A 25,663-nucleotide genomic window follows, 5' to 3' on the forward strand; every position below is an offset into this window, starting at 1 on the left:
ACAGCAGCATCCAGTTCGATCCTTGGGGCAATGCGCATGGCTGCGACCTCCATCGAGGTCGGAGTGTGCCGCATCTATTAAGTTCCGCTATTTCGAGCGCACTGCACTAGGACGGGGCGATGCAAGTAGTGAATGAAGTCCGTCATATTCGTGCTGCGTCAGAGTCGGATGTAGGGGGCAATCTTTACCTTCGAGCCGCCGCGAATTGAGTGCTTGCCCGAGGGGGCGTCCGTGTATCTACCACCGGGCCTCAGTCCCTGGCGTCACTTTTCGCCGGCGAGCGGTCGTCCAGACCTGTCCAGGTGTCGTTGCCGACGATGCCGTCCACCGGTGCCAGTCCGTGCTGCGTCTGGAATGCTGCAACCGCGACCTCGGTACCGGCGCCGAAATCGTTGTCGACGGCGATCATGAAGCCTAGCGCCCGCAGTCGCCGCTGTAGTTCGCCGACGATGTCGCTCCTGGAGCCTCGGCGCAGGACCGGTCGGTTTCCATTCGGTGGCGCGACGCCGCTGAGTACAAAGCCTTCTAGCCGCGCTATCGCTGTCTTCGCCTTTGAGGTCAGCGCGCGGCGGTCGTCCAGGCCGTTGTTGCCGCCGTTGATGATCTTGGTCACGCGCACGACATCGTCGGCATCGCAGGCCGCGTTGACGCCCTTCTTCTTCCAGAACTCGCAGGCGATCGATGCCGAGCCTCGATCCGAAATCGCGGTAGTTGGCGCGGCCAGTCAGCTGCATCAGACCGCGTCCCTTGTAGCGGACGCCATCGCCGGGGTTGACGTTGCCGAGGTCGGCGCGGCCCTCGTAGGCCTGACCGCTGGCAAACTCCTCAGTGGTGCGAAAGCCAGCCGACTCGTGGCAGGTCTGGGCCAGGAAGTGGGCGATGCGTAGCCGGGTGTCGATCGCATAGACCTGCAGGGTCCGGGCCAGCACCTCGCCGACGGCGGTGATGATGGAGTTCTGCCGCTGGCCGTTGGCACCGCTGAAGCTCGGCGCTACTTCGCGCATGGTTTGCGCATCAACTTCGATCATGTGCTTCCCCCATGGATTGTCGAGGCACGTATCCAGCATGCAATCTAGCGCCCTACGGGCTATTGTTCATCCCCAAGACTGTCGACATCCCGACCATCGCCGCTCACGGCAGCTCGAAGCTGCCCTCGAAGGGTTTGATGCCGGCCGCGGAGAACAACGCCGGCCCGAGTTCGGAACCCGTGCCCTCCGTGCAAATCAGGTTAGCCACCCGTTTGCCGAAGCGCTCGACGGTGACTCCGGCCTTGCTGGCCCAGCCGTGGCCGACGGCGCTGTACACGACGTAGCGATAGGGGCGCTTGTCGAAGGCAATGAATGCGCCGCCACCGCCGGAGAACATCAAGGTGCCGGCGCGCGTCAGTTCGCGCCAGTCCGCAGTCATCGGCGGATAGGCCATCTCGACCTTCGCCGGCCGGCCGAAACGGTACTGCAGCGTCCCCGTCGTCTCCGTCAGTGGGTCCGAGGCGCAGACTGCAATCTGCTTGGCACCAACGGCGCATGAGAACGGCACGCTGCGGCTGCGGGCACATCGTGGGCTCGGCATGCGCAGGCGGGTGTGCCGCCGCGAGTACGGCTTCGACACAACAGGCAGCGAGTCGTAGCACCCGCGCGGGATTTTCCATGTCGGACAGTGTGGGCCAACCGCAGCGCTTGCGCAATCGTCTGGCGTGTTGCGTTCGGGAAACTTGAGCCGTAGGCAACGTCACAATGCCGCCCGAGAGTTCCAAGCCACGATCGGAAGTTGGTACTGACCTCTTGTCACCTCCGTCAAGAACCTTTCGGTTCTGCAAACTTCGATCGATGTATTTCGAGGAACCGTGCAAGTTCGATATCGATTTCAGAGGGACGATGCCCAATGTCCCAGGTGGAGAGAGAAACGGTGACATTGCGCCAGACGTTCTCCCAGCGAGGATGATGCTGCATCTCATTAATTTTCGGAACCGCGTCGTTCATGAAGCCAATTGCGTCCTTGAAGCTAGCAAATTCAAAAGTCTTGACGAGCTCTACCCGAGCAGCCGCACTTGACCTTGGGGCTGCAGATGTAACTATCCGCCAGTTTGGAAGCTTAGTTAGCCGCTCTTGCAACTCTTCGACAGCCAATTCTCTCAGAGAGACCATCGGAGTGGGATAACGCAATTTGACACCCGGAACTCGATTGAAGGAAAAGCGTTCCAGCTCATTCAGGAGAGTATCCAGATCAGATTCCCACCGCTCATCGCGGAGCTCAAATGACTGGTACCGGGCAAGTGAGGCTAAGGGTGTCGGAAGAGCATCCGGCGGGGGGCGAGGTGTGCGAGAAAGAAGCACAGGCAAGATGCGTTTTTTCTGCCGAATAGCAAATACTATCTCCTTGTGAACCCAGTCGTCTTCGTCGTCTATCCGTCGGCGACCGAAATTGTGATCGCTACTGAGCCAGTGAGGGCCAATGACCGGAATGAGTAATGTTGCCCTCTCTAGCGCGTTCTCGATTCGCAGTGCCCAGTCGTCCGACATGCGGATTGACTCAGTGTCTATGAATACCGTCTCGTCCCCGAAGGTCCTGGCAATGCTATTAGCCAGCCAGCGCGAGGCCGCCGAACTGTCCGCACGGCGATAGCTCACAAAAGCGAGGGGGGTGCCCATGTTGATCTCCCTGAGGTCTCCACGAATGAAAGTAATCTCCGTCGCGTCGGGTCCCGCAGCCCTCGCCGACTCCACGCCTGCCAGGATCTCGCCTAACACGGTCTCAGGCATTGGGCGACGGCGGCATGACGCTGCGCACCGTGCCGTCTGCGATGGGCAGTCATTGCGCGGTGGTCGCCGGCTTCGCGTTGACCTTATAGGTCCGGCAATGTCTTGACGAAGTCGACTGCGTGCGCGGCGAGCTTGTCGCGAAGCGGCTGTTGCACGGCAGCAGCCACCGCGGCATCGATGGCTATCTTGCTTGAGCAGTGGCGAAGCGTCACATCGCTGGCACGCGCCTTGAAGAACAGGACTTGGGTCAAGTCCTTCGTGGCGTGCAGGCCAAAGGCAGCGAGCGTGACAAAGGGCTCGCCGTCCGGGCCTTTCTCGACCGCGCTGACTTGAAACGTGGCCGTGTCAGCAGCCATGCTTTCCTTGGAAAACAGTGTGATCCATGGACTGTCCGCGTCCATCGACTGCAGTGCCTCCAGCGTGCCGGTGAGCATGGCCACGGCGGTCGCACCTGGGCCGAATGCCATCGACAGGACCGCGATGATCGCCTTGTGCGCCTCGAAGTTCTGACCGCTTTCCACGTAGACCGCGAAGTTGCGCTCCTGCACCGTCCAGCCGATATTGGCCAGCGCGTCGAAGTACGCGTCGTACCAATCGAAGATACGGGCCTTGTCCGGCACCTTCTTGGTGGCCACAAGCTGGGCGAGCAAGGTGCTGTTGGCGAGGTTCTGCCGGAAGACACCTGGGACGCCTTCCGCAAATGCGACCACCTCCGAGCCGACTACGGCCGCTTGCTGGCGCGTGGTGTCCAGCGCGTCCAGCACGGTCTTGCTTTCGGGGCTCCCGCGGCGGCCACTTCGTGGCTCCGGCAGATCGGCAGAATCGACGTAGTTCAGGGCGTCTTCAACATACTTTGGGCTCATCATCATCTCCTTGCTTCCTAGGGGCACTGCGCAAAGGTCGACAGAACTGCCATCAGGGCATTGATAGCCCCTTGCTCTGTCGACAATGGGGGAAACCGGTGTCCGCGAACCGTCACGACGAAGCGAGTCTGATCCAACACCGAACTCCACATCGACGGATCGCTCACCCTGTCATGCAAGTCCGCGAGCGAGGCCGCGAGTGCGTCGCGTCGCGTCGTCACCTGGGACACCGCAAGTGCCTCCCAGAAGGCGATCTCAACACTCGCTGTCGCGTTCCAGAAATCCGGTGCGGAGCGATGGTGCTCGTCGACCAACCGCCTCACCTGGTCGGCAATTGCTGGGTCCCACTCGTCGCCCGAGGCGACGGCAGCGGCGAGCACATTCATCGCCGAATAGAAGCGATCGACATGTGCTTTCCCCTGCGACAGCTGCCAGCCTCTAGCGTATTGCTCCCGCATGCGCGCAACGCAGTTGGCAGAATGTTCATGCTCGCGGATCGTCCAACTAATCATCGCAAGGCGCTTCCAAGCGGAGCCGCACAGATTGGAACGCTCCGAAGTCTCGGCAACCGTGGACAGTTGCGACAGCGCTTCGACCACTCCCTCGATGGCTTCGCTGGTCTCCGTCGCGCTCTCCCGAAGCAAGGTTGACTGTTCCTGCGTGAGTTCTTCCGGCTTCTTGCCGAATCCTAGGAGCGTGCCTTGGAATGCATCGAAGGCGACTCGAACGCGGAGATTGAGAAGACTTTCGGCCGCCTTGAAGGTGGCCGCACCATCCTCGGATGCAACGGCCCGCTCGAGCCAGGCCGCAGCCGCTTTCCTGTCGCCCATGGCCAGCCATGCATTGCCAAACGCCTCGGCCAGATCGCCTTGGTGCCCCCAGGCATGGTCGAATCGGCGCTCGAGATCGCGAAGCGCGTTTGGTGCTGCCTCGTCGCGCTCATGGTGGTACCTGGCGCGCACAGATAGCGTGCGCAGCGCCAATACGAGACCAGGAACGGACGCAACACGTGTCAAGGCCATGGCCAGCGGCGTGGTTGGCGCCTGCGCATCCCCCGGGCCTAGCCGTAGACGCCAGTCAGGGTCACCATAGCATTGGTAGGCCGCCCAAGTGTTTCCGTGTTTAGCACGGGCGGCTTCCCTGCCTGAGGCCACGGCGTCCATGAATCGGGACCCTCGCAGCAGGCTCTTGTAGAACGCAGACGCAAAGGCTTCGGCCGCTTCGTCGTCAACGGCCCAGCCGGTGGCAACCACGCATCGAACGCCGATTGACATCAACTGGTCTGTGACGTTAGCGGCGAATTGCTGGCTGTTGGCCAACGCGCCGGTAGGCGGCGTTGCGGCGCCAGCAAAGTCGCCCGCGCTATGCGCGCCGGCGAAACAGCAGTTCACAATTACCAACTCGGGTACTGGCCGCATATTGGCAACCTCGCGCGGGCCAAGGAAGGCTCCATCGGTAAGGACTACGCCGCGCGGATTTGTCTGGGTCGCAGCTTCGCCATGGCCGCAGATGTGAACTATGCGCCAGGGTCGGTCGAGCAGGACGCGCATGATCGTCCGACCGTCAGCACCGACCAAGTCCTTGGCATCGCTGGCAATGAGTGCCTTAATCGTGCCAGTCCAGCCCGACTCGCGGATCATCGCCTGCACGGCCCGTGCCTCTCGGCGGGCGCCCGGAAGTCTGGCATAGCCTTTAGGACAGGCCGGCTCGCCAATCACCAACACACCGGCATCCTCCGGTGACTCGTCGACCTTGGGCCGGTACGCAACGGTTCGCAGCTTGCGCAGTAGCTTCGTGCGCATCGCCCATGGCGTTTGATCGGTTGCCGAACCCTTGGGCGTGTCCAGCAGTTCCCATGGAATGGCCGCTGTGTGCGCATCCACCTCGATCTGCATTTCGGTGCTGCTCGCCATGAAAGGTGCCAGCTCGACCGGGACGAGAAGCCTGAATAGTGTCCGGCCGAGAACACGATCCAGGGCGTCGGGATTGGAGCCATCGGCGAGAAGCTGGCGAAGCAGGGAAACCTGGGCTGACTGCGCCTGAATCTCCGAGCGCGCCCGCCGAGTGTCGAGCCGGTAGCGGACCGAGGCGTTGTCCTCGCCTGCTTCCTCCCAGGTGGCGACGATCAGGTCGTAGCTGGAGCCACGGTAGCTCGATTCCAGCGGACGGTCGAGTGCGGCATCGCGCTTGGCGATTCGCGGTTCGAGATGGAAGTCTGCCGAGCTACTAAATTGGAGCTCAGTCAAGGCCCGCCACGCTTCGCCGGCGCGATCAAGGTATAGATCCACAAGCGTCAGGCTCTCGATGACCGGCGGACGATTGGCATCTTCAGGCACGTCGACGGCCGCCAGACGGGCGTTGGCATCAAGCACGGCCTGAACGATCAACTGTGCTGACTGCCCCGCAGAGATGTTCAAGCCGCCGCTGCCAATCAGCGTGGCTGCCAGGCTGATGCCCGCGGCAGCCTTGGATTTCTGCTCCTCGGCGTACAGCGCCCAGGCAACAGCACCGGCGGCAATCGCGTTCTTCAGCCCATCTGCCTGAAGGGAAACTTCTTGGCCAAGTCCCACGACAATCACCGCGGCTGGCCGAGGCAACTGCCAAGGATTGTCCGAAGGAAGCCTGGTATTGCGAAAGATCTTGGTGCTGCCCGGCTCCTCCGGATAGTCGCCAGCGCGCAAAGAACGCTGAAGCTTCCCGGCTAGGAGTCGATCGATCGCCGCTTCCGATCCGGTTAAACCGAGCGAAGTGTAGTGACCGATAAGTAGGGCCCCCGAAATGAAGGCGAGGTCACCGTTGATGAGCGATACGGTCAGCGTCACTTTTGGCCCTGTGGATCGGAGCGATGCGGCTCTGGCTCAAATTGGTACTGATACGCTCCGACCCTCGCCGAACCCTTCAAATTATCGAGCTTGTTTTTGGCCAGCGCACCGGCAAGCCGCAGGGCGGACCCGACCCGATCAAGAGTGAACCAAACATCGATGGTGTTTGCCATGGAACTTCTCTCATGCTTGATTGGGGCCCGGGCCTGGATGCTCTAACGCGCTCCCTTGTCGGAAACTGCTTTCGACATGCTTGTGCGCGAGGGTAGATGCCTCAGCCCTCGGATGCATCCTCATTTTGAGTGATCGAGTCGGGCGAGAGGTGTCTCACGTACGTGACGTTCCTGCTCGGCGAAGATCTCCGGGGTGTAATCCGGGGTTGTCGTACTTTTCGTGCATGTATGGACCCGGCGCAATACTGTTCGGTTATGGCATGAAGCTCCTAAATCGATACGGTATGTGAGAGTCTGGTGACGTGGATCGGGGCTGAGGCGGATCAATGATTTCGGGCGTGCAATCCATCGGCACTCGGGTCGTTGCCCGGCGATCAAATGGGGCATACCTCGAGTGGCGCCGCTTGACCATCCGTGGCGAGCGCTTGTTCAGCGTACGGGTGGCGCGGATTTGGCCGCAAGCGTCGAGCAGTTCATTGAACCATCGTCGTCGGCGTCTCGGGTGCGCTGGGGGGAAAGGCCCCGGAGTGGGGCTGTGCGCGGCGAAGTAGGTGTACGTGCCCCGTGAAGGACAGCTCGGCATGCGCCAGTCGGTGTCGTGTGGCGCCCTGGTGCAGCAGCCAGCGCACCGCGTAGTGCGCCAGCACCCAGCCGTAGAACTCCTGACGCACCAGCTCGGCGGTCTTGCTGCGCAGCACGCGTCGGTTCTGCCGCAGATGGGTCTTGAGCTCGTCAAAGACAGCCTCGATCTCCCAGCGCTGGCTATAGAGCGCCGCCAGCTCCAGCGCCGGCGCAGCCAGCGGGTCTAACAGGGTAGTCAAGAGCCGGTAGCGTGGCTGCGAATCTTCCTGCCCCGGCAAGGCGTACTCGATGACGCGCACCACTATGGCCTGGGCTGCCGCCTTCTTTCGACCCAGACGGATGGGGTGGATGGCGCTCAGGTAGGAGCCGTCCTCCAGCATGCGATGCACCGGCAGTTGACGGTTTCCTACGCAGCGCCACAGCAGTTGTGCCCCGGTGGCCTGCGCCTGGCGCCAGTGCTCGAAGCCGTTGAACCCCCTGTCGGCCATGCAGAGCATGCCCGGCTTCAGCAGAGGCAACAGCCGTTGGAACAGCGCCCACTCGTCACTGCGAAAGGGTCCCAGGTTGGCGCCCAGAATCGCATGCGTGGCGCACTCCACCAGCACCATGCATCGCGCCTGCGGGTAGCCGGCGTGCCCACTGCTGCTGCCCGGGTAACCGAAATGCGCCGCGTTCTCGGCCTCGTCAGGCAACTCGAAGGAGCTCCCATCAATGGCGACAAGCCTCAGCTCGGCATAGAACGCGTGAGGGTGCGTAAGAGCATCGGCCAGTGGCACGCAACATCGCTCGACCAATTCCTGCAAAGGTGCCGCGCCGATCTTGCTGCGCAACTCGCTGATCGAGGACTTGGTCACCCGAGGTGGTTCCGCAGCGCCAGCGGCCCAGGCAAGCCCTTGCGACACAGCGGCGAAGACCTCCTCATAGGCGGCCTCGGGATAAAGGCTCAGCGCCATGCAGTAGTACGTCCCTGCCACCGCCGGAAAGCTGCGCACGCGCTGCGAATTGCAGGCGTGGGCGTCCAATACTGCATTGACCACCTCAGCCGGCGCGACTCGCGCCAGCAAACTGGCGCTCAGAAAGTCAGCCAACCTTGCACCAGTGCCCAGGATCGCCTTGGTTCGTGCCATGCCCGACTCCGTCGTTGCGACGGTGGTCATTGTGGATCAAATTGTCTTATCCGAACAGTATTGGGACCCGGCGCCTTTTGCAAGCTCTTTTTCGATGGTGACGTGAAACGGTCTGCATGCATGTATACGTACATGGACGCCCCCGGTTTGCCAAGTTCTCATCTTGATGGCTCGAAGGAAAGATTGCACCCGTACATTCGGACTTCAGCGCGACGTTGTCGTCGCAGTCCCTGATGGGATGTGCTGGTTGGCGCCCCAAACGGCTGTGTCGCACTTTACGTGCTTCGTATACATCGGGCTTTGCCAACCACGGTCTAACCTGTGTTGCCATCACTTGATGCTCGCTTGAGCAATCGGTGGTTTGATCGTAAGCGCTCAATAAACCACGTCCTTGCGGCGGCCGCCGTGGACGATGAAGCTACGTTCCCATGTACAGCAACATGGGAACGTGATGTCAGAGTGGTTGTCGGAGTTGGGCAAGCGCCTCGTTGTCGGGCGCAAACGCGACGGGCGGTGTGTCTATGACGCGCAGGCAAAGCGGGATCTGATACTCGCGTGCCGCGAGCCGGGGATGTCGATTGCGAGGATCGCTCGCGAGTGCGGGATCAACGCGAATCAGTTGAGCGCCTGGATTCGTCGTCAACGTCAATGACGTGACGCAAGCTGGCGCGCTGCTGCACGGCGAGGAAACGGCGGCCTTCGGCGATGCTGGGTATCGGGGCGTGGACAAGCGCGAGGAAGCGCAAGGGCCGCAGTGGCACGTGGCGATGCAACCGGGCAAGCGCCGACAACTCGACCCGACGCGCAAGTGGGCCCGCCTGCTCGAGAAGGCCGAACAGTTGAAGGCGAGCATCCGGGCCAAGGTCGAGCATCCGTTCCACGTGATCAAGAACCTGTTTCGTCACAAGAAGACCCGCTACAAGGGCCTGGCGAAGAACGAGGCACAGCTGTTCAGCCTGTTCGGATTGGCCAATCCGGTCATCGCCAAGAGGTCGTTGCTGGTCGCGCATGGCCGAGGTGCGTCTTGAACATCGAAAGTAGCCTCGCAAGAGGCGCAAAGCGCCCGGTTGGCGGGCCTCACCGCGCGAAGTCGACCGGAATCGCGACCACATTGCGTCGTGATGCTCTCAGACACGACGGCGTCGTTCATTGATCAGCATCTCCCTAGGCGAACCAACGCTGCCGGACGGCGCCAACAACCCGGCATACGACCAACTCTGCCCAGTCTTCTTCAGGCAATCTGAAGAACAGTTGGCATCTGACCGAGCATTCTTGATCGAGCTGATCAACTTCGTTGGCGAGATACCGCCTTCGGAAGAGCTTGAAGCAGCGCACCAAGCCTTGGTCAAAGCCAATAGCAAGGCTCCGAACTTGCAAGCCTTGTATCTTTGAGTCTTAACTGCAGGTAGTAGAAGGCTGTGGAGCTTGTGGGCGAAGGTGGGCGCGGTGGGCAACGCGCAGCGTTGTCCACGGCAAGCCCGCCGGTGCGGCGCAGCCGCATCGTCCACAAATCCACAGCCTGCCCGCCCGCAGTGCTGGTTTCGGACCGGCGCACGCAGCCCGTTCTGCCTCTGGGCCTTCGAGCCCGTCTCTGAGCTCTGGGCGCGTGCGTCGGACCGTTCTTCCTGTAACCCGAACGGTTGTAGGAATCTTCGAGTTCGCATAAACAAGGATGGGATCGGAAGAACATGTCCGAAGCTATGTTCATCGGCATCGATGTTTCGCGTGACACCCTGGAGGTGGCCAGTTCCGCGCAGGCCGCCTCCTGGCGGCGCGCCAACGACACCGCAGGCATCGAGGCACTTTGCGCGGAGCTGGCGGCCCTGGCCCTGGCCCCGGCCCTGGTCGTGCTGGAGGCTACCGGCGGCTACGAGTTCGAGGCCGCCTGCGCACTGCAGGCCAGCGGCTTGGCTGTTGCCGTGGTCAACCCTCGCCAGGCGCGCGACTTCGCCCGCGCCATGGGTGCCCTGGCCAAGACCGGCAGCCTGGATGCGCGCATGCTGGCTGCCTTCGCCCGGGTGCTGCACCAGCACCCCGAGCGCGAGCGCTTCGTCAAGCCACTGGCCGACGCCGAACTGCAGTGCCTGCAGGCTCTGGTCCTGCGCCGGCGCCAGATCGTGGGCATGCTCACCAGCGAGCGCCAGCGCCTGCGCATGTCCCACGCCAGCGCCAGGCCCAGCATCGAGGAGACCATCGCGTTCCTCAAGAAGCAGCTTGACGGTATCGAGGGCCAGTGCGCCGGCCATGTGCAGGCCCACCATGGCGCGCTGGCCCAGGCCCTGAGCAGCGTCAAGGGCATCGGCGCGGCCACCGTCGCCACGCTGCTGGCCGAGTTGCCCGAACTGGGCTCGTTGTGCCGCAGGCGCATTGCCGCGCTGGTAGGCGTAGCGCCGATCAACCGCGACTCCGGCCAGATGCGCGGGCAGCGCTCGATCTGGGGCGGGCGGGCTGACGTGCGGCGAACGTTGTACATGGCTACCTTGGTGGCCGTGCGCCACAACGCCGTCTTCAAGACCTTCTACCAACGCCTGCTGGCCGCCGGCAAGCTCAAGAAGGTCGCACTGGTGGCGGCCATGCGCAAGATGCTCACGGTGCTCAATGCCATCGCAAAGTCGGGCAAACATTGGGAGGATTCGCTTCACACCACTTGACACGAAAGACGGTTGCTCAGAGCTTGATGCGGGGTGGCGGCAAGCTGTTCTGCGGTCGGCCAGAGAGCAGCTGAAAACTGACTCGTTGCCTCGCAACGCCGCGCTGCTCGCGGCGCATAACGCGGAACAACTTCGTCCCGGCGAGCTCGACCAGATTGCGAGTACGTTGCGCCGACTTTTCGGCATCTCGAATGCTGAGGCCTCCCACCGACAGCTAAACGCCGCGTATACGATACTAGAAATGATGCCCTCAGACACCTTGGCGATTCTTTGGGACGAAGATCCTGTGTTGAATGTCCTTGCTGATTCGATTCGCATCAATGGCCGGCTGAAGTGGCGGTACGCAACTCGCGAGCGTATAATCAAGAACGGCAAAGTTCTTGCTGCGCGAGAGACTGATGCGAGTTTCAAGATTCGCGATCTGAACCCGCCCATGAAGGAAGTAAACCGTGTGCTTGAGAGCGGAATTCTTCAGAAATCCTATCCAGCGTTGAGCCGCCTCCAGCGATACGCAGAAATCGCTGCCTTGTTGCGCTTCGTGAAGGCGCATCCGGATCTGCATTTGGATCTGTCTGATTTGATTCAAGTCGCCTCATTTAGTGACCGGACCCCAACGCCAGACGAAATCCTCCGTCCAACGCCAACCGAATCGAAGAAATGTCCGACCTGACAACCCTCTTCGTAAGCTTTGCCTCCGAAAACCTGTCCAAGGTGGAGGATCTTGCCGCAGCATTGCGTGCCAACGGCATCGCGCCCGACCTATACAGCGAGAACTTGCCCGTCGGGAGATCCATCATTGGGTGGATTGATCAGGCGCTCAGTGACAATGCTTTTTCGCTCATCGTCGCTTCCGACGCGTACTTCCAGAAGCAATGGACTCTTCTTGAATACCGCGCGATTCTCCACAAGCATATCGGCGACGCAGACAAGCCCTTCTTCGTGGCAACTGTCGACGATCGCGTTGTGCTCCCTCCCCTCTTGAAAACCTTTCGGCATGTCTCGCTTGCGGATCTTGACGCAGCCGCTCTTACGATAGCGGCCAGCATAAAGGGCGACGACGCGATTTGCGATGCACGGCCTGCGAAATCTGACTCGGCGGCCCCATCAACTCCAGCGGTCGCGATCGGGATTGAATCATTGACCGAGCGCGAGGTTATACATATCTCTAGATCGTTGCTTGCCGAATGGTTCGTCCTCGGACGTCGCTCGGGTGCATTTGCGGAACTCAGTGTGCAGCTGGCGCGACGCAACGTCCTTTTGAAAATCGCCACGCCCGCCTTGCGCGACGATCTTCTTCACGTTGACCTAATGGGAGAGACCGAGCTCGCCGAGGTGAATCATCGATTCATGGCGTCCCTGCGCGGGAGCCTAGATCGTTCGGGCCTCGGTATCTTCGAACCGGCCTACGAATTAGAGTTCGATCGCCGGAGAGCCAAGTTCGCGCAGAGCGTACAGGCGTTGCGCGACATGATTTCAGAGACGTCGATCGTTTCCCTTATCAAGGACTGAACCTCCCTCAGAACGTTTCGCGGCGCGACCACGTATAGCGGGCAGAGGCACTCGTTGATTCCACTGAGATTTCACCGAAGTTCCGGATTCTGATGTGATAGCGGCGAGGTCCAACAGGCAGCCTCCAGCGCACGGCACCGATCTGGATTTCGACCTTGGCGCTTTTCCGGTCCCAGCGGCCGGAACTGGCGCGACGGAGCCACGGCGCCAAGTCGCAACCTTGCGCGCTTCGCGCTTCAAATCAAGTGATAGGCGGGCGCGTTGGCCGCGGGATGGGCCTGCGCGTCCTCGTACGCACGGATGACGCCACGCAGCTCGCACTCGCGCTCCAGGGCCGCGACCCAGGCGCGGGCATGCTGGGCTTCGTTGTAGGCCTGCGTGTGGAGGGCGACCATGCCCCAGCGGCTCTCGAACCAAAGGGCCAGGTACACCGCGCGGGGCGCGTTGCCGCTGGCCTGGTAGCGCTGCAGCGTCCGAAAGCTCACCCCCAGATGCCGAGCAATTTTTTCTCGTGATTCAACCTGGTCGTCGAGCAGGTAAACCAAGGGCGGCAGGCGGGCGAACGAGGGGGCGAGGAAGGGCATGGCAAGGCTCCTGCAAGGGTGCAAGTGCGAGCGCCAGCGATGCCGACCTCGCGAGGCCATGACAGTTTGTCGCAGCACCGTTGTTTTCTCTTTTTCCTATGCCATGCGGGTTTATCCGGTCAGAAAGAGCGCGCAAAAACCTCCACCCCCCCGGCCGGATAGAACCCCTCCACTACCCTCCCCGCCCTTTCCCCATACCCTTGATCGGGCGCGGAAGGTCGATAAACATAATTGTGCTTCGATAATTTCGGGCTGGTTGCGGACCGTGGCCGGGCCATGGGCGACGTGGATGCTCTCGACTATCCCGACCTGCAATACAGCACAGCACTGCGCACACGCCGTCGACCGACAGCCACGTCCAGTAAGCCGCCAGCGACATCCAGTTCTGCCGGCGCTCAAACAGGACGCGCAATGACCTCGGGGCCGTGTGTCAAGCGACATCAGGAACTGCCCCAGGGGGGCGGTTTGTCGTGTCGCCTGACACCGTGAGGCATCTCCGGGACGGGCAGGGTCGTTGAGCCGTGACCGCGCTATGGCTTTAGAGTAAACACGCCCCGTGCGACGTCCTCGGCGTAGTACTCGATCTGCAGGCTTTGCGACACGCCCGGGGCGCCGGGCCTGAAATCGATCCTCGAGAGGGATCCGGGCTCGGCGTTTTCCCCGGAGAGGTCGAAGACGAAGGTGTTGCCGCTCCAGTGGCGAAGCGCATAGATCTTCGTGCCGGTCGGCCCCATCCTGAGCAGCAGGCCACCGCCGGAGACTTCGACGACGGCATCGCCGTAGTAGTCATTCGCATAGCGTCCGGTGTAGGCGCCGTTGCCCAGCGCGGGCGCTGGTTGGGTCGGCGCCGGCTGGCCGGCGAGCGAGCCGTCGAGGGCAAACAGGCTCGCCATCCGCTCCGAGTAGGCCGCGTACCAGTCGCGCGTGGGCTTGCCGAATTCGACCAGGTCGTCGAACGAGGCGTTGAGGGCCTCGGCCGCTCCCACGGGCGAGGCGTTGGTCAGTGTGACGATCGCGACGCCGGCCGAGGGAATCATCGAGAAGGCGGTCCCGGCGCCGAGCAGGAAGGCGCCCGAATGCGAGAGCTTCACGCGCCCGGACGACGAAGTGCCGACGTTGAAGCCATAGCCGTAGAAGCCCGCGCGCGCCGTGGCGCTGTCGGCGGGCGCGTTCACGATCTGCGCGCTGATCGCAGGCAGCAGGGCCTCGGCCTTGAGCACCGGCAGGCCCTGGTAGCTGCCGTCCTGCAACACCAGCGACATCCAGTGCGCCAGGTCGTTGACGCTGGAGCTCACGCCACCAGCCGGCGACTGCGCATCGGGTTCGCGCTGGTAGAGCGCCTGGTAGCGGCCGTCCTGCTTCACATGGGGATAGGTACGGTTGCCGCGCTGCATGTAGTCGGCGAAGCGCGAACTCGTCGCCGTCATGCCCAGAGGCCGGTAGAGGATGCGCTCGGACAGCGCGGCCCAATCCTGGCCCGCCGCGGTTGCCGCCGCCTCGGCGCCGGCCGTGAGCCCGAAGTTGGTGTAGGCGTACTTGATCCGGAAACCGTCGAGCGGCACATGGCGCAGACGCTCGATCACCTGCCGACGGTCGTAGCCCAGGTCCTCGAGCCGGTCGCCGGCATGCTCGGGCAGCCCGGAGCGGTGCGCGTACAGGTCGCCGATCGTCACCTGCTGCGAGGCCCAGTCGTCCGACAGCTTGAAGCCGGGCAGGAGCGTCGCCACGGGCGTGTTCCAGGACACGGTGTCGTTCGACACGAGCCCGGCCACGACGGTGGCGCCGATCGGCTTGGACATGGACGCGAGCTGGAACACCGTGTCGGCATCGACCGCTTCGGACGAGCCCATGCGACGTACGCCGAAGCCCTTGGCGTAGACCGTCTTGCCGTCCTTCACCACGGCCACGGCCATGCCCGGAATGTTCGACCGATGCATGATGTCGGCCGCCAGGTCGTCGAGCTTGGCGATCGCGGCATCGACCTGTCCCGGCGGGATGGCGACCGCGACATCCTGCGCCGGCGATGCGCCGAGGACCGGGCCGCTGGCGGGCGCCGACACGGGCACGAACACCGTGGCGCCTCCCCCACCGCCACAAGCGGACATCGCGAGGCTGCCTATCAACGTGACGGCCGGCGCCCACCTGCGAAGCGCACGGGCAGCGGGGGTCGGGCCGCGGGGATTCGATGCGCCACGCGAAGGCGCCGGCGTGAGGAAGGAGGTGATCAAGAGGATGGCGTTTTCGAATGAGAACCGGTGAGAGGAAGGCGGCAGGCGAGCGATACGCAAGACCGTGGACTCATTCAGAAATGCCTGGCCAGCCTCAGCATGCCGCTCTGGTCGACGTAGCCGCTGGCGACGCGCACGCGGTATTCCGCCCTGAACTCCCAACCCGAGCGGTTCAGCAATTCGACGCCGGCTGTCAGGTCGCCATAGGTCTTCGGCATTTCGGTTGTGATCTGGAAGGGCTGCATCGAGAACGCGGCCAGGCTGAGGCTCGCCCGGTGGTCGCCGCCCATCACCGAGCTGACGCCGAACGCCAGATAGGGCCGCAAGGTCGCCGCATCGAGGTCGATGCGGCCGCCGATCTCGATGCTCGGCGTGGCCATCCAGGTCGTGCGCGCGGTCGAGCCGTAGGCCAGATCGAAGGGGCCGGCGCCGGTCTCCCGATAGGCGCTGCCGTGTTCACGGGTGACGTCGAGGTCAACGAAGGGCTTCAGGTACCAGGTGTCGAACTCGAGCTGGCGCGCGATGCGGGCCCGGCCGCCGAAGAACCAGGCGTCGGGCCTGGCGTTGGCCGTGGCGAAGAAGCCGGGCAGCACGATCCGACGGTTCTGCTGCGAGTTCTCGTAGCCGCCCAGCAGCGCGCCCGCGAACAGCCAGTCTCCGGCCTGGTGCTTGAGCGTGATGCCGCCCTGCACGCCGTTGCTGGTCGCCGACACGGTCCGATCGTCCGATCGCGTGTCGGTGTCGGCGTAGCTCATCGAGGCGCCGAGGAACCAGTCGGGGGCGACGCGCTTCTGCGTGCCGACCTGGTAGGCGACCTGGCTGCTGCGATAGCCGCTGTCCTCGTGGGTGGTCGAGCGGTCGGCGCTGCCCCCGACCACGCGGCCCCAGGTGCATTCGCCCTCGGCCAGGCGCATGCCGCCGCCGACGAACGACGGGCAGCTCATCAGCCGGTTGAGAAATGCGTAGTTCTCCTGGCCGCGTCGGCTCGCGCGCGAGAGGGCAACGTCGGATGCGATGCTGCCCAAGGCCTGCACGTAGGCGCCGGCCCCCGAGAGGGGCGTCAGCGTTCCGAACAGCGGCGCGGCCGCGACGCTGCCGGTATCCCACAGGCTTTGCAGATGGGTCGCCACGGCGCCCTGGTCCTTGTTCAACGCGACGCCCGCCGGCTTGAAGTTGGCGTCGACTGCGATCTGCACGTCGTGCCTGTCGGCGCTGATCCGCAACGGATAGCTGAACACCGGCGAAGCGTCGGCCACGCTCAGCTCGACGGAGTCGACCGGCAGCACCGGGTCGGAGTGAATGAGGGTGAGCACGGTGCCGCGCACCGGGTTCTGCGTCAGCGGCACCACGCTGCCGCCGAAGTAGGAGACCGCGCTGCTCGACAGCTGGTCGCTCCGGCCGTTGGCAAAGTCGAGGTCGGCCGCGAAGCTGCCCGTGCCCGTCTGGTTGAACCTGCCCGCGCTCATGCGCGTGGTCGTGAAGACGCCGGGCCCGCCCGGGCTGATGACGCCCGCGTTGTTCAGCGCGCCGCCGTGCACCGCGAGCTGGCTTCCGCTCTCGAAACTCGCACCCGCGCGGTTGTCGAAGTTGCTGGCCTGGCTCGAGTTGCCGCCGATGTCCACATGGCCGGCGATGCGCCCGCTGTTGTCGATCAGGCCCTGCCCCGGCGTGACGATCGCCGTGCCGGCGGCGATGCTGCCCGCATTGATGATCGCCACCGCATCGGTCGTGATGCCCAGGATCCCGGTGCCCGATGCGGCATTTGCGCTCACGCCTGCGCCCTGCGCCACGTTGATCGCGATGCGGCTGCCCTGCGTGCCGTTGCCGGCGTTGGTGCTGCCCGCGCTGACCGCCACGATCGCGGGCGATGCGGCGCCCATCGCCGCCGCCGTCGCGCCACGGTGGACATTGACCGTGACCGCGCCGCCGGCATCGATGGGCGACGAGTCGCTGAAGCCATTCGGGTTGCTCAGGAAGATGCCGCCATCCTTGAACACCGCGCCGCCGCCCAGGCTCATGGCAAGCACGGCGGGTGCGTTCGCACCCGTGGTCGCGACGGAGCCAGCGCCGGGGCAACCCGCGCCGGGCGCGCAGCCGACTTCCACCGTCACCAGGCCGCCGCCGCCCTGGCCGCCGGCCCATCCAGCGCGCTGCACCAGGCCCGGCGTGTAGCTCACGGAAGCCGTGTCCCCGGCGATGCCGCCGCCGCCGCCCACGCTCTGCGCGAGGATGCCGATCGCACCCTGGCCGCTCGTTTCGACGCGGCCGCGGGCCGTGACATGCACCGTGCCGCCATGGCTGAACTGGAAATCGTCGAGGCCGGTCGATGAGACACCGCGCAGGGTCAGGGTTCCCGCCGCCGTCGTGAGGCCCGCGATGCCGCCACCGCCCCCCACGCTCTGTGCCACCACACCATGCGCCCCGAGGCCCGAGGTGCGCACCTGTCCGTCGACGCTGACGGTCGTGTTGCCGCCCAGGCCGGAAGAGTTGCCGCTGCCACCGAGCCGCAGTTTCATGGGCGCGGTGGCAGCGAGATCGCCGCGGGTCAGCGCCACGTAGCCGCCGCCGTTGCCCACGCTCTGCGCGAGCACGCCGAAGGCTAGGCTGCCCTGCGTCGTGACGCTGCCGTTCAGGTGCGCCGTCACGTTGCCGCCATCGGCCGCCACGCCGAACTGGCCGCCGATCGCGCCGAGGCCCACTTCCGACGCCGCCAGCAAGCCGTCGATGCGCGGGGTTGCCGACAGCACCGCGACGCCGCCACCGCCGCCCACGCTCTGCGCGATCACGCCGTGCGCCAGCGTGCCGGTGGTCGAGAGGCTGCCTTGCGTGCTCACCGTGACATCGCCGCCCCGGATCGACGGCGCCCGGGTGGTCCCGCCATTGCGGTTCAGGTTGCCGCCGAGCGAGATGCCCGGCGATTGCGCCTGCCGGCCCGTCGCCAGGCTGGTGGCGGCGCTGCTGTCGAGCGCCAGCACGGCGACCCCGCCGCCGCCGCTCACGCTCTGCGCGAGGATGCCGACCGAAGCCGCGCCCTGCGTGGCGATCGTGCCGCCGCTGTTCACGACCACCGAGCCGCCGTCCATGTGGGGCTGGGCACCGAAGGCCGAGCCGCTGAAGGTCCGCGTGGCGCCGAGCGTCATCGACAGCGCATTCGCGCCGCCATGGGGCAGGGCCGCGAAGCCGCTCGCACCGAAACGGTCGCTCGCGACGTCGGCAGTGCCACCGCCGCCACCGATGCTCTGCGCCAACACCGCCGGCGAGAAGGCGCCGTTCGTCGAGACCTTGCTCGTCGTGGCCGAGAGGTCGACGCTTACGGTGCCGCCGTTGCCGTCGCCACCGTTGCTGCCGCCGACACCGATCGCCAGGCCGCGCGTCATCGACAGGCCCTTGCTGCCCATGAACGAGAGGATGGAGGTGATCCTGTCGAGGATCGCGGGCGCCTGGTCGCCGCCGCGCTCGCGCACCACGTCGGCCAGGCTCTGGTCCGCCACCGAGGCGTTGCCGCCGCCACCCGCGATGCTCTGGGCCACGATGCCCGGCGATGCGAGCCCGCTCGTGGCCACCGTGCCGCTGTTGCGGACCGAGACGCTGCCGCCGTTGCCGCCGTCGCCGCCGCTGCTGCCGACCGTCACGTTCAGCCCGATGTCGGGCGACAACGCCGTGACGTTGGCCACCCCGCCGGCCGCCGCCGCGAGCATGCCGTCGATGCTCGACAACAGGCTGGAGACACCGGTGGAATCGATCGCTCCGCCCTGCCCGCCGCCGCCCGCGATGCTCTGCGCGACGATGCCTGGCGCGCTCGTGCCGCCCGTGCGCACCGCGCCCAAGTTGGCGATCGTGATGTCGCCACCGTTGCCGGCGCCGCCCCCGTTGCCGCCGACGCGGGCGTCGACCGCGTTCGTGAACGAACCCAGCTTGAGCCCCGTGGGCGCCTTCTCGAGCCACTCGGAAACCTTCGTCACGGCGCCGAGGAAGGCGGTGGGCGAGCCCAGCGCGGGCGAGAGGGAGAACGCGCTTTCCTGTTGCACCAGGCCGCCGTTGCCGCCACCGCCGCCGATGCTCTGCGCCAGAATGCCGATCGCTTGATCGCCGGTCGTGGCGACCGAACCCGTGGCCTGTTGGGTCAGCGATACCGAAGCCCCGTTGCCGGCCGCGCCGCCGCTGCCGCCGACCGTGACGCCGTAGCTGATGTTGATGTCCGAAGGTCCGACCGAAGTCGGCCGCAAGGGTGCCGCCGCGGTGCCGCCATTGCCGCCTCCGCCGCCGACGCTCTGCGTCAGCATGCCGAAGGCTCTTGCGCCCGCAGTCGTGAGGCCGGCGCTGCTGTCGATGAAGATGGTGCCCCCGTTGCCGCCAGCACCGCCCGCACCGCCGACCGTGTGATCGATGCTCGCGGTGCCGGTCGGCAGGTCCGGCCCCAGCTGTGGCGCGATCGTCGCCTGCGCCGAATCCGCGAAGGCACCGCTGCCGCCGCCGCCGCCGATCGCCTGCGCCACCAGCGCGTGACTCAGGGCGCCCTGGGTGTTGATGCTGGCCGAGGGGTCGAACGTCACGGCCAAGCCGCCTGCCGAGCCGCCGGCTCCGCCGTTGCCGCCGACGCTCATGCCGATGCCGACCAGCACCCCGACCGATGCCGCCTTGGCCGAGCCGCCGCGCCCGCCACCGCCGCCGACGCTCTGCAAGGTGAGGCCCGTGGAGCCGGCACCCGCGGTCGAGAAACGGCCCGAGACCTCGGCTGTGATGTTCCCACCATCGCCGGCCGTACCGCCGCGCCCGCCCACCGCCATCGCGACGATCACGCCGGTGCTGTCGGCATCGCCGCCCGACCCACCGCCGCCGCCGATGCTCTGCAGCAGGACCGCATCGCTGTGGTCGCCGCTGGTCGTGATGGCGCCGCTCGACACCAGGCCGAGCACGCCGCCGGTGCCGGCATTGCCGCCGTTGCCGCCGCCGACGAAGAAGGCGCCGTGGCTGTCGCCGCTGGCCCCGCCGCCGCCGCCCACCGCATGGGCGAGGATGCCGGTCGAGGACTGCCCCAAGGTCGAGATCGTGCCGCGATGCTCGATCGACACGGCCTTGGCGCCGGTGCCGCCGCCCGCGCCGCCGTTGCCCCCGTGGCCCGAGGCGCCGCTGGCTCCCCCGGCGCCGCCGCTGCCGCCCACCACCATCGCGACGATGCCGGGCGAATCGGGCCCGCGGGTCGAGATTTCGCCGTAGTGGACGATCGCGACGCCATCGGGCGTGCCGCCCGCGCCGCCCGGATGGCCGGAGCCCCATGTCCCGCCACCGCCGTCGGAGCCGTGGCCGCCGAGACTGGCCGCCAGGATGCCCGGAGAACGCGCGCCCGCGGTCGCGATCAGCGCGCCGCTGGTCACCGAGACCAGTCCGGCATTGCCGCCGTCCGCCGCCCGGGTGTCCGGCGGTGCGCCGCCGTCCCACGTGCGCGCGCTGCCCCCGACCGATCGGGCCAGGATGCCCGCACTGCGGTCGCCCGAAGTGGTGATGCTGCTGTCGCCCTCGGCCGTGACCGTGACGTTGCCGCCCGAACCTCCGCGGCCCCCGGTGCTGTGGCCGCCGAAATCACCGACGTGCAACGCTGCACCGCCGTCACCGCCCATCGACAGCGCACGAACCCCCGCGCCCAGTTCGTTGGGAAAGCCGCCCACGGCCGCGGCCTGCACCGAGATCGCGGCGCTGCCCAGCGTCACCCGCACATCGCCCGCGCCGCCGCCGGTGCCGGCATCGCGCTCGGCGCCGAAGCCGTTCGGTATCGCGCTGTACTGGCCCGCGCCGCCCAGCGACATCGCCGAGACGCCGTAGCCGCTCGCGAACAGGGTCGTGCCGCTCAGCGTGAGCGACACCGCGTGCCCGTCTGCGCCATTGCCCCAGTCCGAGCCGTTGCCCCAGTGGCCGCCGTCGCCACCCTTGGAGATGCCCACGAGCCCCGCGCCGCCGGTGCTGTACAGGCTGCTCTTGGCCAGCGTGTAGACGATGATGCGGCCGATGCCGCCGTTGCCGCCCCAGTGGTTCCGGCTGTCGACGTCCGAGCCGTCGCCGCCGTTGCCGCCGCTCACGTCGATCCTCACTGCGTCGCCGCTGGCTCGGATGTCGAGCCCCGACTGCTGGAGCACGAAGTCGTCGGTGCCGGGGGCGCCATCGTGGCCGTTGCTGTCGCGGCAGCAGCCGCCGGTTGCGCCGCGCCGGTCCCAGAAGACCGGCCCGCTCTGGGCCGAGGCCTGCTCGCCGGGCGCCAGCAAGGCCGCAGCCCCGGCCAGCAGGAAACCGGTCCAGGCCTTGGCGCGGCGCAGGGGGGTCATCAGTTGCGCAGCGCCTGCACCACCGACTTCAGCACGGCGCTCGAACGCTGGGCGAACCGCTCGAACGGCGCGCCCGTGCTCATCTCGGCGCCGCTCCAGTTGTAGGTGAAGCAGAAGGTCACGGGCGTGCGGTCGACCACCATGCGGCCCGCGAAGCACAGCGCGTGGAAGCCTTCCCAGTCGATGCTGCCGCCCTTGCCGAAGGCCGCGATGTCGGGCGGCACGATGACCGCGATCGCATCGGCCATGGCCAGGATGCGCTTGTACTCGGTGAGCGCGGCGGCGTTCGGGAAGAAGCCTTCGGCCAGGGTCAGCCGATACCAGTTCACCAGCTCCGTGGCCGTGCTGCGCATCGACTGCACATCGTTGACCGCCGGACGCGCGTTCGGGTTCGGGTCCGGGGTCGCCATGAGTCCGGCCCAGCCCAGGTCGACGCCGGCGGGCGCGCCGGCCAGGTACGAGAACAGTTGCCGCGTCGAATCCGGGATCTGCGTGTTCGCGAGCCCGGCCCGCGCGATCAGTTGACGCACGCGGGCTGGCGTCGCTGCCGCCAGCGCAATATCGGTTGCCGTGTTGTCGCTGTGCGCGATCATGGCCTCGAGCACGCTGCGCATCGACAGCGTGCCGTCCAGATACTGGAGCACCGGGCTGCCCGGAGAGCGCACCTTGTCGCTCACGGGCTGCTGCGTGGCGCCGTTCAGGCCGTTGCGCAGATCAGCCATGTCCAGGACCGTCTGCGCCAACATGAAGGTCTTGACGGCGCTGCCGACGAACAACTGGCGATCGGGCTGCCAGCTGGCGCTCCACATACCGGCGGGGCCCTCGACCTGGACCAGGCAATGTGTGGCGTCGGGTGCCAGTGCCCCGAAGCCGTTGACCGCCTCGGTCACAGCGATCGGAGTGGTTGGCGCGACCGGACCCGCCACGGCGTCGGAGCCTCCGCAGCCGGACATGACCTGCGCGGCGAACGCCGAGGCCGCGAGCTTCAGCGTGAGCCGGCGTGAAGGCGAGAGTGAGGTTGGGGGTTCGGAGAGGGGCTGCATCTGTCTACGGGAAACGGGAAACCCCAAAGCGTAACGATTGGTCACACTTGCCTTCAATCCCCGAGAATAGGTAAAAGCTGCCGCCCTCGCCTCTCTATGACTTCCGCTGCATTCGCCTCGATCGAGGCTGTCCACCCCGTTGCCCTGAGTCCGACCTTGATCGTGGAGGACGACCCGGCGATGCGCGAGCGCCTGCGCTTCGTTCTGGCTGGGATTGGCGTCGACGCCCGGCAGATCGCCATCGCGGACAGCGTCGGCGCCGCACGGGAACTGCTCGGCAAGCAGCCCTTCGGCATCGCGCTGGTCGACATCGGCCTGCCTGACGGCAGCGGTGTCGACCTCATCGCCTGGCTGCAGCACCGTCACCCGGACGTTTCGGCGGTCGTGATCTCGGCCTGGCGGACCGACGAAACGATCTTTGCGGCGTTGCGCGCGGGCGCCATCGGCTACCTGCTCAAGGAGCGTGAAGATGCCGAGCTCGGCGTCGCGCTGCGCAGCATCGAGCAAGGTGGCGCATCGATCGATCCCTCGATCGCCCGCCGCATCCTCTCGTGGGTGACCGCGCAACCTGGCTCGCCGCAGCCCGAGGCCGTGCCGCCGTCCGAGGCTGGTCGCGCAGCGGACCCCGTCCCGACGTCGCTCACGGCGGCGCTTTCCCCGCGCGAGCGCAAGATCCTCGAGCTGGTCTCCCAGGGCCTCAGCAACCGCGACATGGCCGAGTTGCTCTCGATCTCCAGACTGACCGTGGAATGCCATACCAAGAACATTTACCGCAAGCTCGCCGTCAACTCGCGGACCGAGGCCGTCTACCAGGCGCGCAAGCATGGCTTGCTGGACTGATCGGCGCCTGCTGCGTCTTCCTCATCGCCATCGCCATCGGCACGGCCCAGGCGCAGCCGGCCTCGATGCCGATGCCGGTGGTCCACGTCGAGGCGGCGCGCGGCAATGGCTGGCATGACCCGGCCCCCCCGGCGGACGGCTGGACGCCGGTCACGCTGCCCGACAGCTGGGCGGCGCGCTGGCCCGGCTTTGACAGCGTGGTCTGGTACCGCCTGAGCTGGGACCAGCCGGCGCAGGCGCACGAGACGGGCCTCCTGATGGACTACCTTAACATGGCGGGCGAGGTATCGCTGAACGGCACGCCGATCGCGCGCGACCACAGTCTGGTCGAGCCGCTGACGCGGGCCTGGAACACGCCACGCTTCTGGCTGTTGGCGTCGCCGCTGCTGCGACCGGGGGCCAACACCCTGCTGATTCGGGTGTCGGGTTTCGCCGCCTACCAAGCGGGCCTGGGCCCGGTGAGTCTCGGTGCCCCGGCGGCGATGCAGGCGCGGTACGAGCGCGAGCGTCTCCTGCGGCGCGACCTTCAGTTCCTGGGTCTGGCGATCAGCGCCGCGGTGTCGGCGTTCTTCGCCGCGCTGTGGCTGATGCGCCGCCGCGAGACGGCCTATGGCTGGTTTGCGCTGATGTCGGTGCTGTGGTTGTTTTTCGGCTTCAACCAGGTGGCAACCAGCCCTTGGCCCTTCGCCAGCAACCATGGCTGGCAGGCGCTCAACACGTCGCTTCTGCTCGCGTTCAGCCTCTGTTTCATGGTCTTCACGCTGCGCTTTTGCAACCGCCGCAAGCCTCGACTCGAGATCGCGGCGCTGATCGTGGTGGCGCTCGGCTGGATCGACCTGTGGACGCTGGGGCCGGCGACGCTCGCGACCCATCGCGCGGCATGGACACTGGTCGGCGGGCTCCTGACGATGGCGGTTGGCTGCGGCGCGATCGTGCAGGCCTGGCGTACGCGCGAGCGGGCCGTCGTCTTGCTCGCCCCGTTCATGGCGGTCTCGGTCGTGGCGGCCGGGCACGACCTGCTGGCCTACACGCAGGTCATCGACAGCAACGTCTACTACGCCGCGATGTCGTCCTATGCGCTGCTGCTCGGCATGGCGCTGATCCAGGCCGGGCACTTCGTGACCAACCTACAGCGCATCGAGAACTTCAACACCGAGCTGATCGAGGAGGTCAATGCCGCCAAGGCCGAGCTCGCGACCACGTTGGCGCAACGGCATGCGCTGGAGCTCGCGCATGCGCGTCATGGCGAACGCGTCAACCTCGTGAGCGATTTGCACGACGGCCTCGGCGGCATACTGGTCGGCAGCATCGCGACGCTGGAGCGCACGCCCGAGAACCTCTCGACGCCCCAACTGCTCGGCCTGCTCAAGAGCCTGCGAGACGACCTTCGGCTGATCATCGACGTCCGCGGCCACGATGACCGCGTCCACGCCCTGGGGGAGTTGCTGGCGCCGGTGCGTCACCGCCTCGCGGGTCTTCTGGAGGCAAATAACATCGAATGCCGCTGGCAGATATCGGGCATCGACAGCCTTGTCCTTCCGCCGTCGCAGAACCTTGACCTCCTGCGTTTCCTCCAGGAAGCGCTGACCAACGTGCTCAAGCACAGCAGCGCAACGCAAGCCCATGTCGCGATGTCGCGCGTGGGAGCCGAGCTCCGAATCGGCGTGCGTGACGATGGAACAGGCTTCATGGTCGATGCACCCGACCGCGTCGGCGGCGCTGGTCTTCGCAGCATGCACGCACGGGCGCGTCGTCTCGGCGGTGACTTGCTGGTGCAGTCGCATCCGGGCCTGACCGAGCTTGTGCTGCGCATGCGCGTCGTTGCGGTCGAGCCAGAGAAGGAACATGCGGGCAAGTAGGCTCTGGAAGTGCAAACCCACCAGGAGTGAGCAGGCCGCGAGGTAGCGGCTGATCGTGAAGCGCCATGGTCGGGCATCATCGTCGGGTGCGAAATCCGCAGCATGGGCTGCGTTTCCCAGCGTGGCGGCCGCGCCGAACCCCAACGCGAGTTGGGTGATGAGCCTCGTCGTTGGCGGTGAGCCTATTGCAGGCTGATCGCCGCGGCTTCGGCGCCGCAGTCGCCTTCTGGGTGATCGTATTTTTGGTGCAGATTGATACGGTGCGCGCCGGAGCATCTCCGAGCGCTTGAGGTGTGGGCGATTCGT

At 65.8% G+C, this 25,663-nt stretch carries 19 protein-coding genes and 1 pseudogene; 9 read left to right on the forward strand and 11 right to left on the reverse strand.

All coding sequences use genetic code 11. The annotated features are described in order from the left end of the window. Positions 1–250 precede the first annotated feature (250 nt). Entirely contained in the window at positions 251–613 is a 363-nt protein-coding gene (locus QTI17_RS31175) for a peptidoglycan-binding domain-containing protein (protein ID WP_286537736.1), read from the reverse strand. Between QTI17_RS31175 and QTI17_RS31180 the strand changes: the two genes are divergently transcribed. Continuing rightward, on the forward strand, positions 600–887 hold the full coding sequence (locus QTI17_RS31180; protein WP_286537737.1) for a hypothetical protein: 288 nt from the start codon (positions 600–602) through the stop codon (positions 885–887). The two genes, QTI17_RS31175 and QTI17_RS31180, sit on opposite strands and share 14 nt — an antisense overlap. 244 nt (positions 888–1,131) lie before the next feature. Here QTI17_RS31180 and QTI17_RS31185 read toward each other — a convergent pair whose 3' ends face one another. The 6 genes from QTI17_RS31185 to QTI17_RS31210 form a co-directional block, all read right to left on the reverse strand. After that, positions 1,132–1,569 (reverse strand): hypothetical protein, encoded by a 438-nt coding sequence (locus QTI17_RS31185; protein WP_286537740.1) that lies wholly within the window; start codon positions 1,567–1,569, stop codon positions 1,132–1,134. A 224-nt stretch (positions 1,570–1,793) separates the two neighbouring features. Continuing rightward, entirely contained in the window at positions 1,794–2,648 is an 855-nt protein-coding gene (locus QTI17_RS31190; RefSeq protein WP_286537741.1) for a 4a-hydroxytetrahydrobiopterin dehydratase, read from the reverse strand. Positions 2,649–2,842: 194 nt separating this feature from the next. After that, on the reverse strand, positions 2,843–3,622 hold the full coding sequence (locus QTI17_RS31195) for a hypothetical protein (RefSeq protein WP_286537742.1): 780 nt from the start codon (positions 3,620–3,622) through the stop codon (positions 2,843–2,845). Between the two features lie 17 nt (positions 3,623–3,639). After that, a complete protein-coding gene (locus tag QTI17_RS31200) occupies positions 3,640–6,444 on the reverse strand; it encodes a CHAT domain-containing protein (protein WP_286537743.1) in 2,805 nt (934 codons plus the stop codon). Next, positions 6,441–6,617, reverse strand: coding sequence for a hypothetical protein (locus QTI17_RS31205; protein WP_286537745.1), 177 nt, complete (start codon positions 6,615–6,617; stop codon positions 6,441–6,443). The genes QTI17_RS31200 and QTI17_RS31205 overlap by 4 nt, the downstream gene beginning before the upstream one ends. Positions 6,618–7,090: 473 nt before the next feature. Continuing rightward, on the reverse strand, positions 7,091–8,326 hold the full coding sequence (locus tag QTI17_RS31210) for an IS4 family transposase (RefSeq protein ID WP_286537746.1): 1,236 nt from the start codon (positions 8,324–8,326) through the stop codon (positions 7,091–7,093). 571 nt (positions 8,327–8,897) lie between these two features. Between QTI17_RS31210 and QTI17_RS35270 the strand changes: the two genes are divergently transcribed. The 6 genes and pseudogenes from QTI17_RS35270 to QTI17_RS31240 all read left to right on the forward strand — a co-directional run bounded on the left by QTI17_RS35270 (position 8,898) and on the right by QTI17_RS31240 (position 12,486). Then, positions 8,898–8,978 (forward strand): hypothetical protein, encoded by an 81-nt coding sequence (locus QTI17_RS35270; protein WP_503011149.1) that lies wholly within the window; start codon positions 8,898–8,900, stop codon positions 8,976–8,978. Next, a pseudogene (locus QTI17_RS31220) lies at positions 8,956–9,354 on the forward strand (transposase); the annotation flags it as partial. The gene QTI17_RS35270 and the pseudogene QTI17_RS31220, both read left to right, overlap by 23 nt. Before the next feature lie 121 nt (positions 9,355–9,475). Continuing rightward, positions 9,476–9,718 (forward strand): hypothetical protein, encoded by a 243-nt coding sequence (locus QTI17_RS31225; RefSeq protein ID WP_286537750.1) that lies wholly within the window; start codon positions 9,476–9,478, stop codon positions 9,716–9,718. Positions 9,719–10,014: 296 nt separating this feature from the next. Beyond that, positions 10,015–10,977, forward strand: coding sequence for a transposase (locus tag QTI17_RS31230; protein WP_286537751.1), 963 nt, complete (start codon positions 10,015–10,017; stop codon positions 10,975–10,977). A gap of 85 nt (positions 10,978–11,062) precedes the next feature. After that, positions 11,063–11,647 (forward strand): hypothetical protein, encoded by a 585-nt coding sequence (locus QTI17_RS31235; protein WP_286537753.1) that lies wholly within the window; start codon positions 11,063–11,065, stop codon positions 11,645–11,647. Next, positions 11,635–12,486: a toll/interleukin-1 receptor domain-containing protein gene (locus QTI17_RS31240; RefSeq protein WP_286537754.1), complete on the forward strand. Its 852-nt coding sequence runs from the start codon at positions 11,635–11,637 to the stop codon at positions 12,484–12,486. Before QTI17_RS31235 ends, QTI17_RS31240 begins: the two co-directional genes overlap by 13 nt. 236 nt (positions 12,487–12,722) lie before the next feature. On the opposite strand, the gene QTI17_RS31245 is transcribed toward QTI17_RS31240, so the two are convergent. The 4 genes from QTI17_RS31245 to QTI17_RS31260 all read right to left on the reverse strand — a co-directional run bounded on the left by QTI17_RS31245 (position 12,723) and on the right by QTI17_RS31260 (position 22,658). Further along, positions 12,723–13,070 (reverse strand): hypothetical protein, encoded by a 348-nt coding sequence (locus tag QTI17_RS31245; RefSeq protein WP_286537755.1) that lies wholly within the window; start codon positions 13,068–13,070, stop codon positions 12,723–12,725. Positions 13,071–13,600: 530 nt separating this feature from the next. Then, positions 13,601–15,175, reverse strand: a complete 1,575-nt coding sequence (locus tag QTI17_RS31250) for a serine hydrolase (RefSeq protein ID WP_286537757.1) — start codon at positions 15,173–15,175, stop codon at positions 13,601–13,603. A 197-nt stretch (positions 15,176–15,372) separates the two neighbouring features. Further along, positions 15,373–21,615, reverse strand: a complete 6,243-nt coding sequence (locus QTI17_RS31255) for an autotransporter outer membrane beta-barrel domain-containing protein (protein WP_286537759.1) — start codon at positions 21,613–21,615, stop codon at positions 15,373–15,375. After that, positions 21,615–22,658 carry a serine hydrolase gene (locus QTI17_RS31260; protein WP_286537760.1) on the reverse strand — a complete coding sequence of 348 codons (1,044 nt, stop codon included), beginning with the start codon at positions 22,656–22,658 and terminating at the stop codon, positions 21,615–21,617. The genes QTI17_RS31255 and QTI17_RS31260 overlap by 1 nt, the downstream gene beginning before the upstream one ends. A 96-nt stretch (positions 22,659–22,754) precedes the next feature. Here QTI17_RS31260 and QTI17_RS31265 point away from each other — a divergent pair, with 96 nt between their 5' ends. Together QTI17_RS31265 and QTI17_RS31270 are read left to right on the forward strand one after the other, a co-directional pair. Beyond that, the gene (locus QTI17_RS31265) at positions 22,755–23,498 is read left to right on the forward strand and encodes a response regulator transcription factor (RefSeq protein ID WP_286537761.1); all 744 of its coding nucleotides are present in this window, start codon (positions 22,755–22,757) and stop codon (positions 23,496–23,498) included. Beyond that, positions 23,408–25,357 carry a sensor histidine kinase gene (locus QTI17_RS31270; protein WP_286537762.1) on the forward strand — a complete coding sequence of 650 codons (1,950 nt, stop codon included), beginning with the start codon at positions 23,408–23,410 and terminating at the stop codon, positions 25,355–25,357. The genes QTI17_RS31265 and QTI17_RS31270 overlap by 91 nt, the downstream gene beginning before the upstream one ends. Positions 25,358–25,663 lie beyond the last annotated feature (306 nt).

The organism is Variovorax sp. J31P179, assembly GCF_030316985.1.
GTDB lineage: Bacteria > Pseudomonadota > Gammaproteobacteria > Burkholderiales > Burkholderiaceae_C > Variovorax > Variovorax ginsengisoli_B.

Coding starts and splice junctions, on each gene's coding strand:
- QTI17_RS31195 (WP_286537742.1), bottom strand. CDS start 3,622: ATGAGCCCAAAGTATGTTGAAGACGCCCTGAACTACGTCGATTCTGCC.
- QTI17_RS31270 (WP_286537762.1), top strand. CDS start 23,408: ATGCCATACCAAGAACATTTACCGCAAGCTCGCCGTCAACTCGCGGAC.
- QTI17_RS31260 (WP_286537760.1), bottom strand. CDS start 22,658: ATGCAGCCCCTCTCCGAACCCCCAACCTCACTCTCGCCTTCACGCCGG.
- QTI17_RS31240 (WP_286537754.1), top strand. CDS start 11,635: ATGTCCGACCTGACAACCCTCTTCGTAAGCTTTGCCTCCGAAAACCTG.
- QTI17_RS31250 (WP_286537757.1), bottom strand. CDS start 15,175: ATGTCCGCTTGTGGCGGTGGGGGAGGCGCCACGGTGTTCGTGCCCGTG.
- QTI17_RS31180 (WP_286537737.1), top strand. CDS start 600: ATGATCTTGGTCACGCGCACGACATCGTCGGCATCGCAGGCCGCGTTG.
- QTI17_RS31185 (WP_286537740.1), bottom strand. CDS start 1,569: ATGCCGAGCCCACGATGTGCCCGCAGCCGCAGCGTGCCGTTCTCATGC.
- QTI17_RS31265 (WP_286537761.1), top strand. CDS start 22,755: ATGACTTCCGCTGCATTCGCCTCGATCGAGGCTGTCCACCCCGTTGCC.
- QTI17_RS31190 (WP_286537741.1), bottom strand. CDS start 2,648: ATGGGCACCCCCCTCGCTTTTGTGAGCTATCGCCGTGCGGACAGTTCG.
- QTI17_RS31210 (WP_286537746.1), bottom strand. CDS start 8,326: ATGGCACGAACCAAGGCGATCCTGGGCACTGGTGCAAGGTTGGCTGAC.
- QTI17_RS35270 (WP_503011149.1), top strand. CDS start 8,898: ATGTCGATTGCGAGGATCGCTCGCGAGTGCGGGATCAACGCGAATCAG.
- QTI17_RS31255 (WP_286537759.1), bottom strand. CDS start 21,615: ATGACCCCCCTGCGCCGCGCCAAGGCCTGGACCGGTTTCCTGCTGGCC.
- QTI17_RS31230 (WP_286537751.1), top strand. CDS start 10,015: ATGTCCGAAGCTATGTTCATCGGCATCGATGTTTCGCGTGACACCCTG.
- QTI17_RS31245 (WP_286537755.1), bottom strand. CDS start 13,070: ATGCCCTTCCTCGCCCCCTCGTTCGCCCGCCTGCCGCCCTTGGTTTAC.
- QTI17_RS31205 (WP_286537745.1), bottom strand. CDS start 6,617: ATGGCAAACACCATCGATGTTTGGTTCACTCTTGATCGGGTCGGGTCC.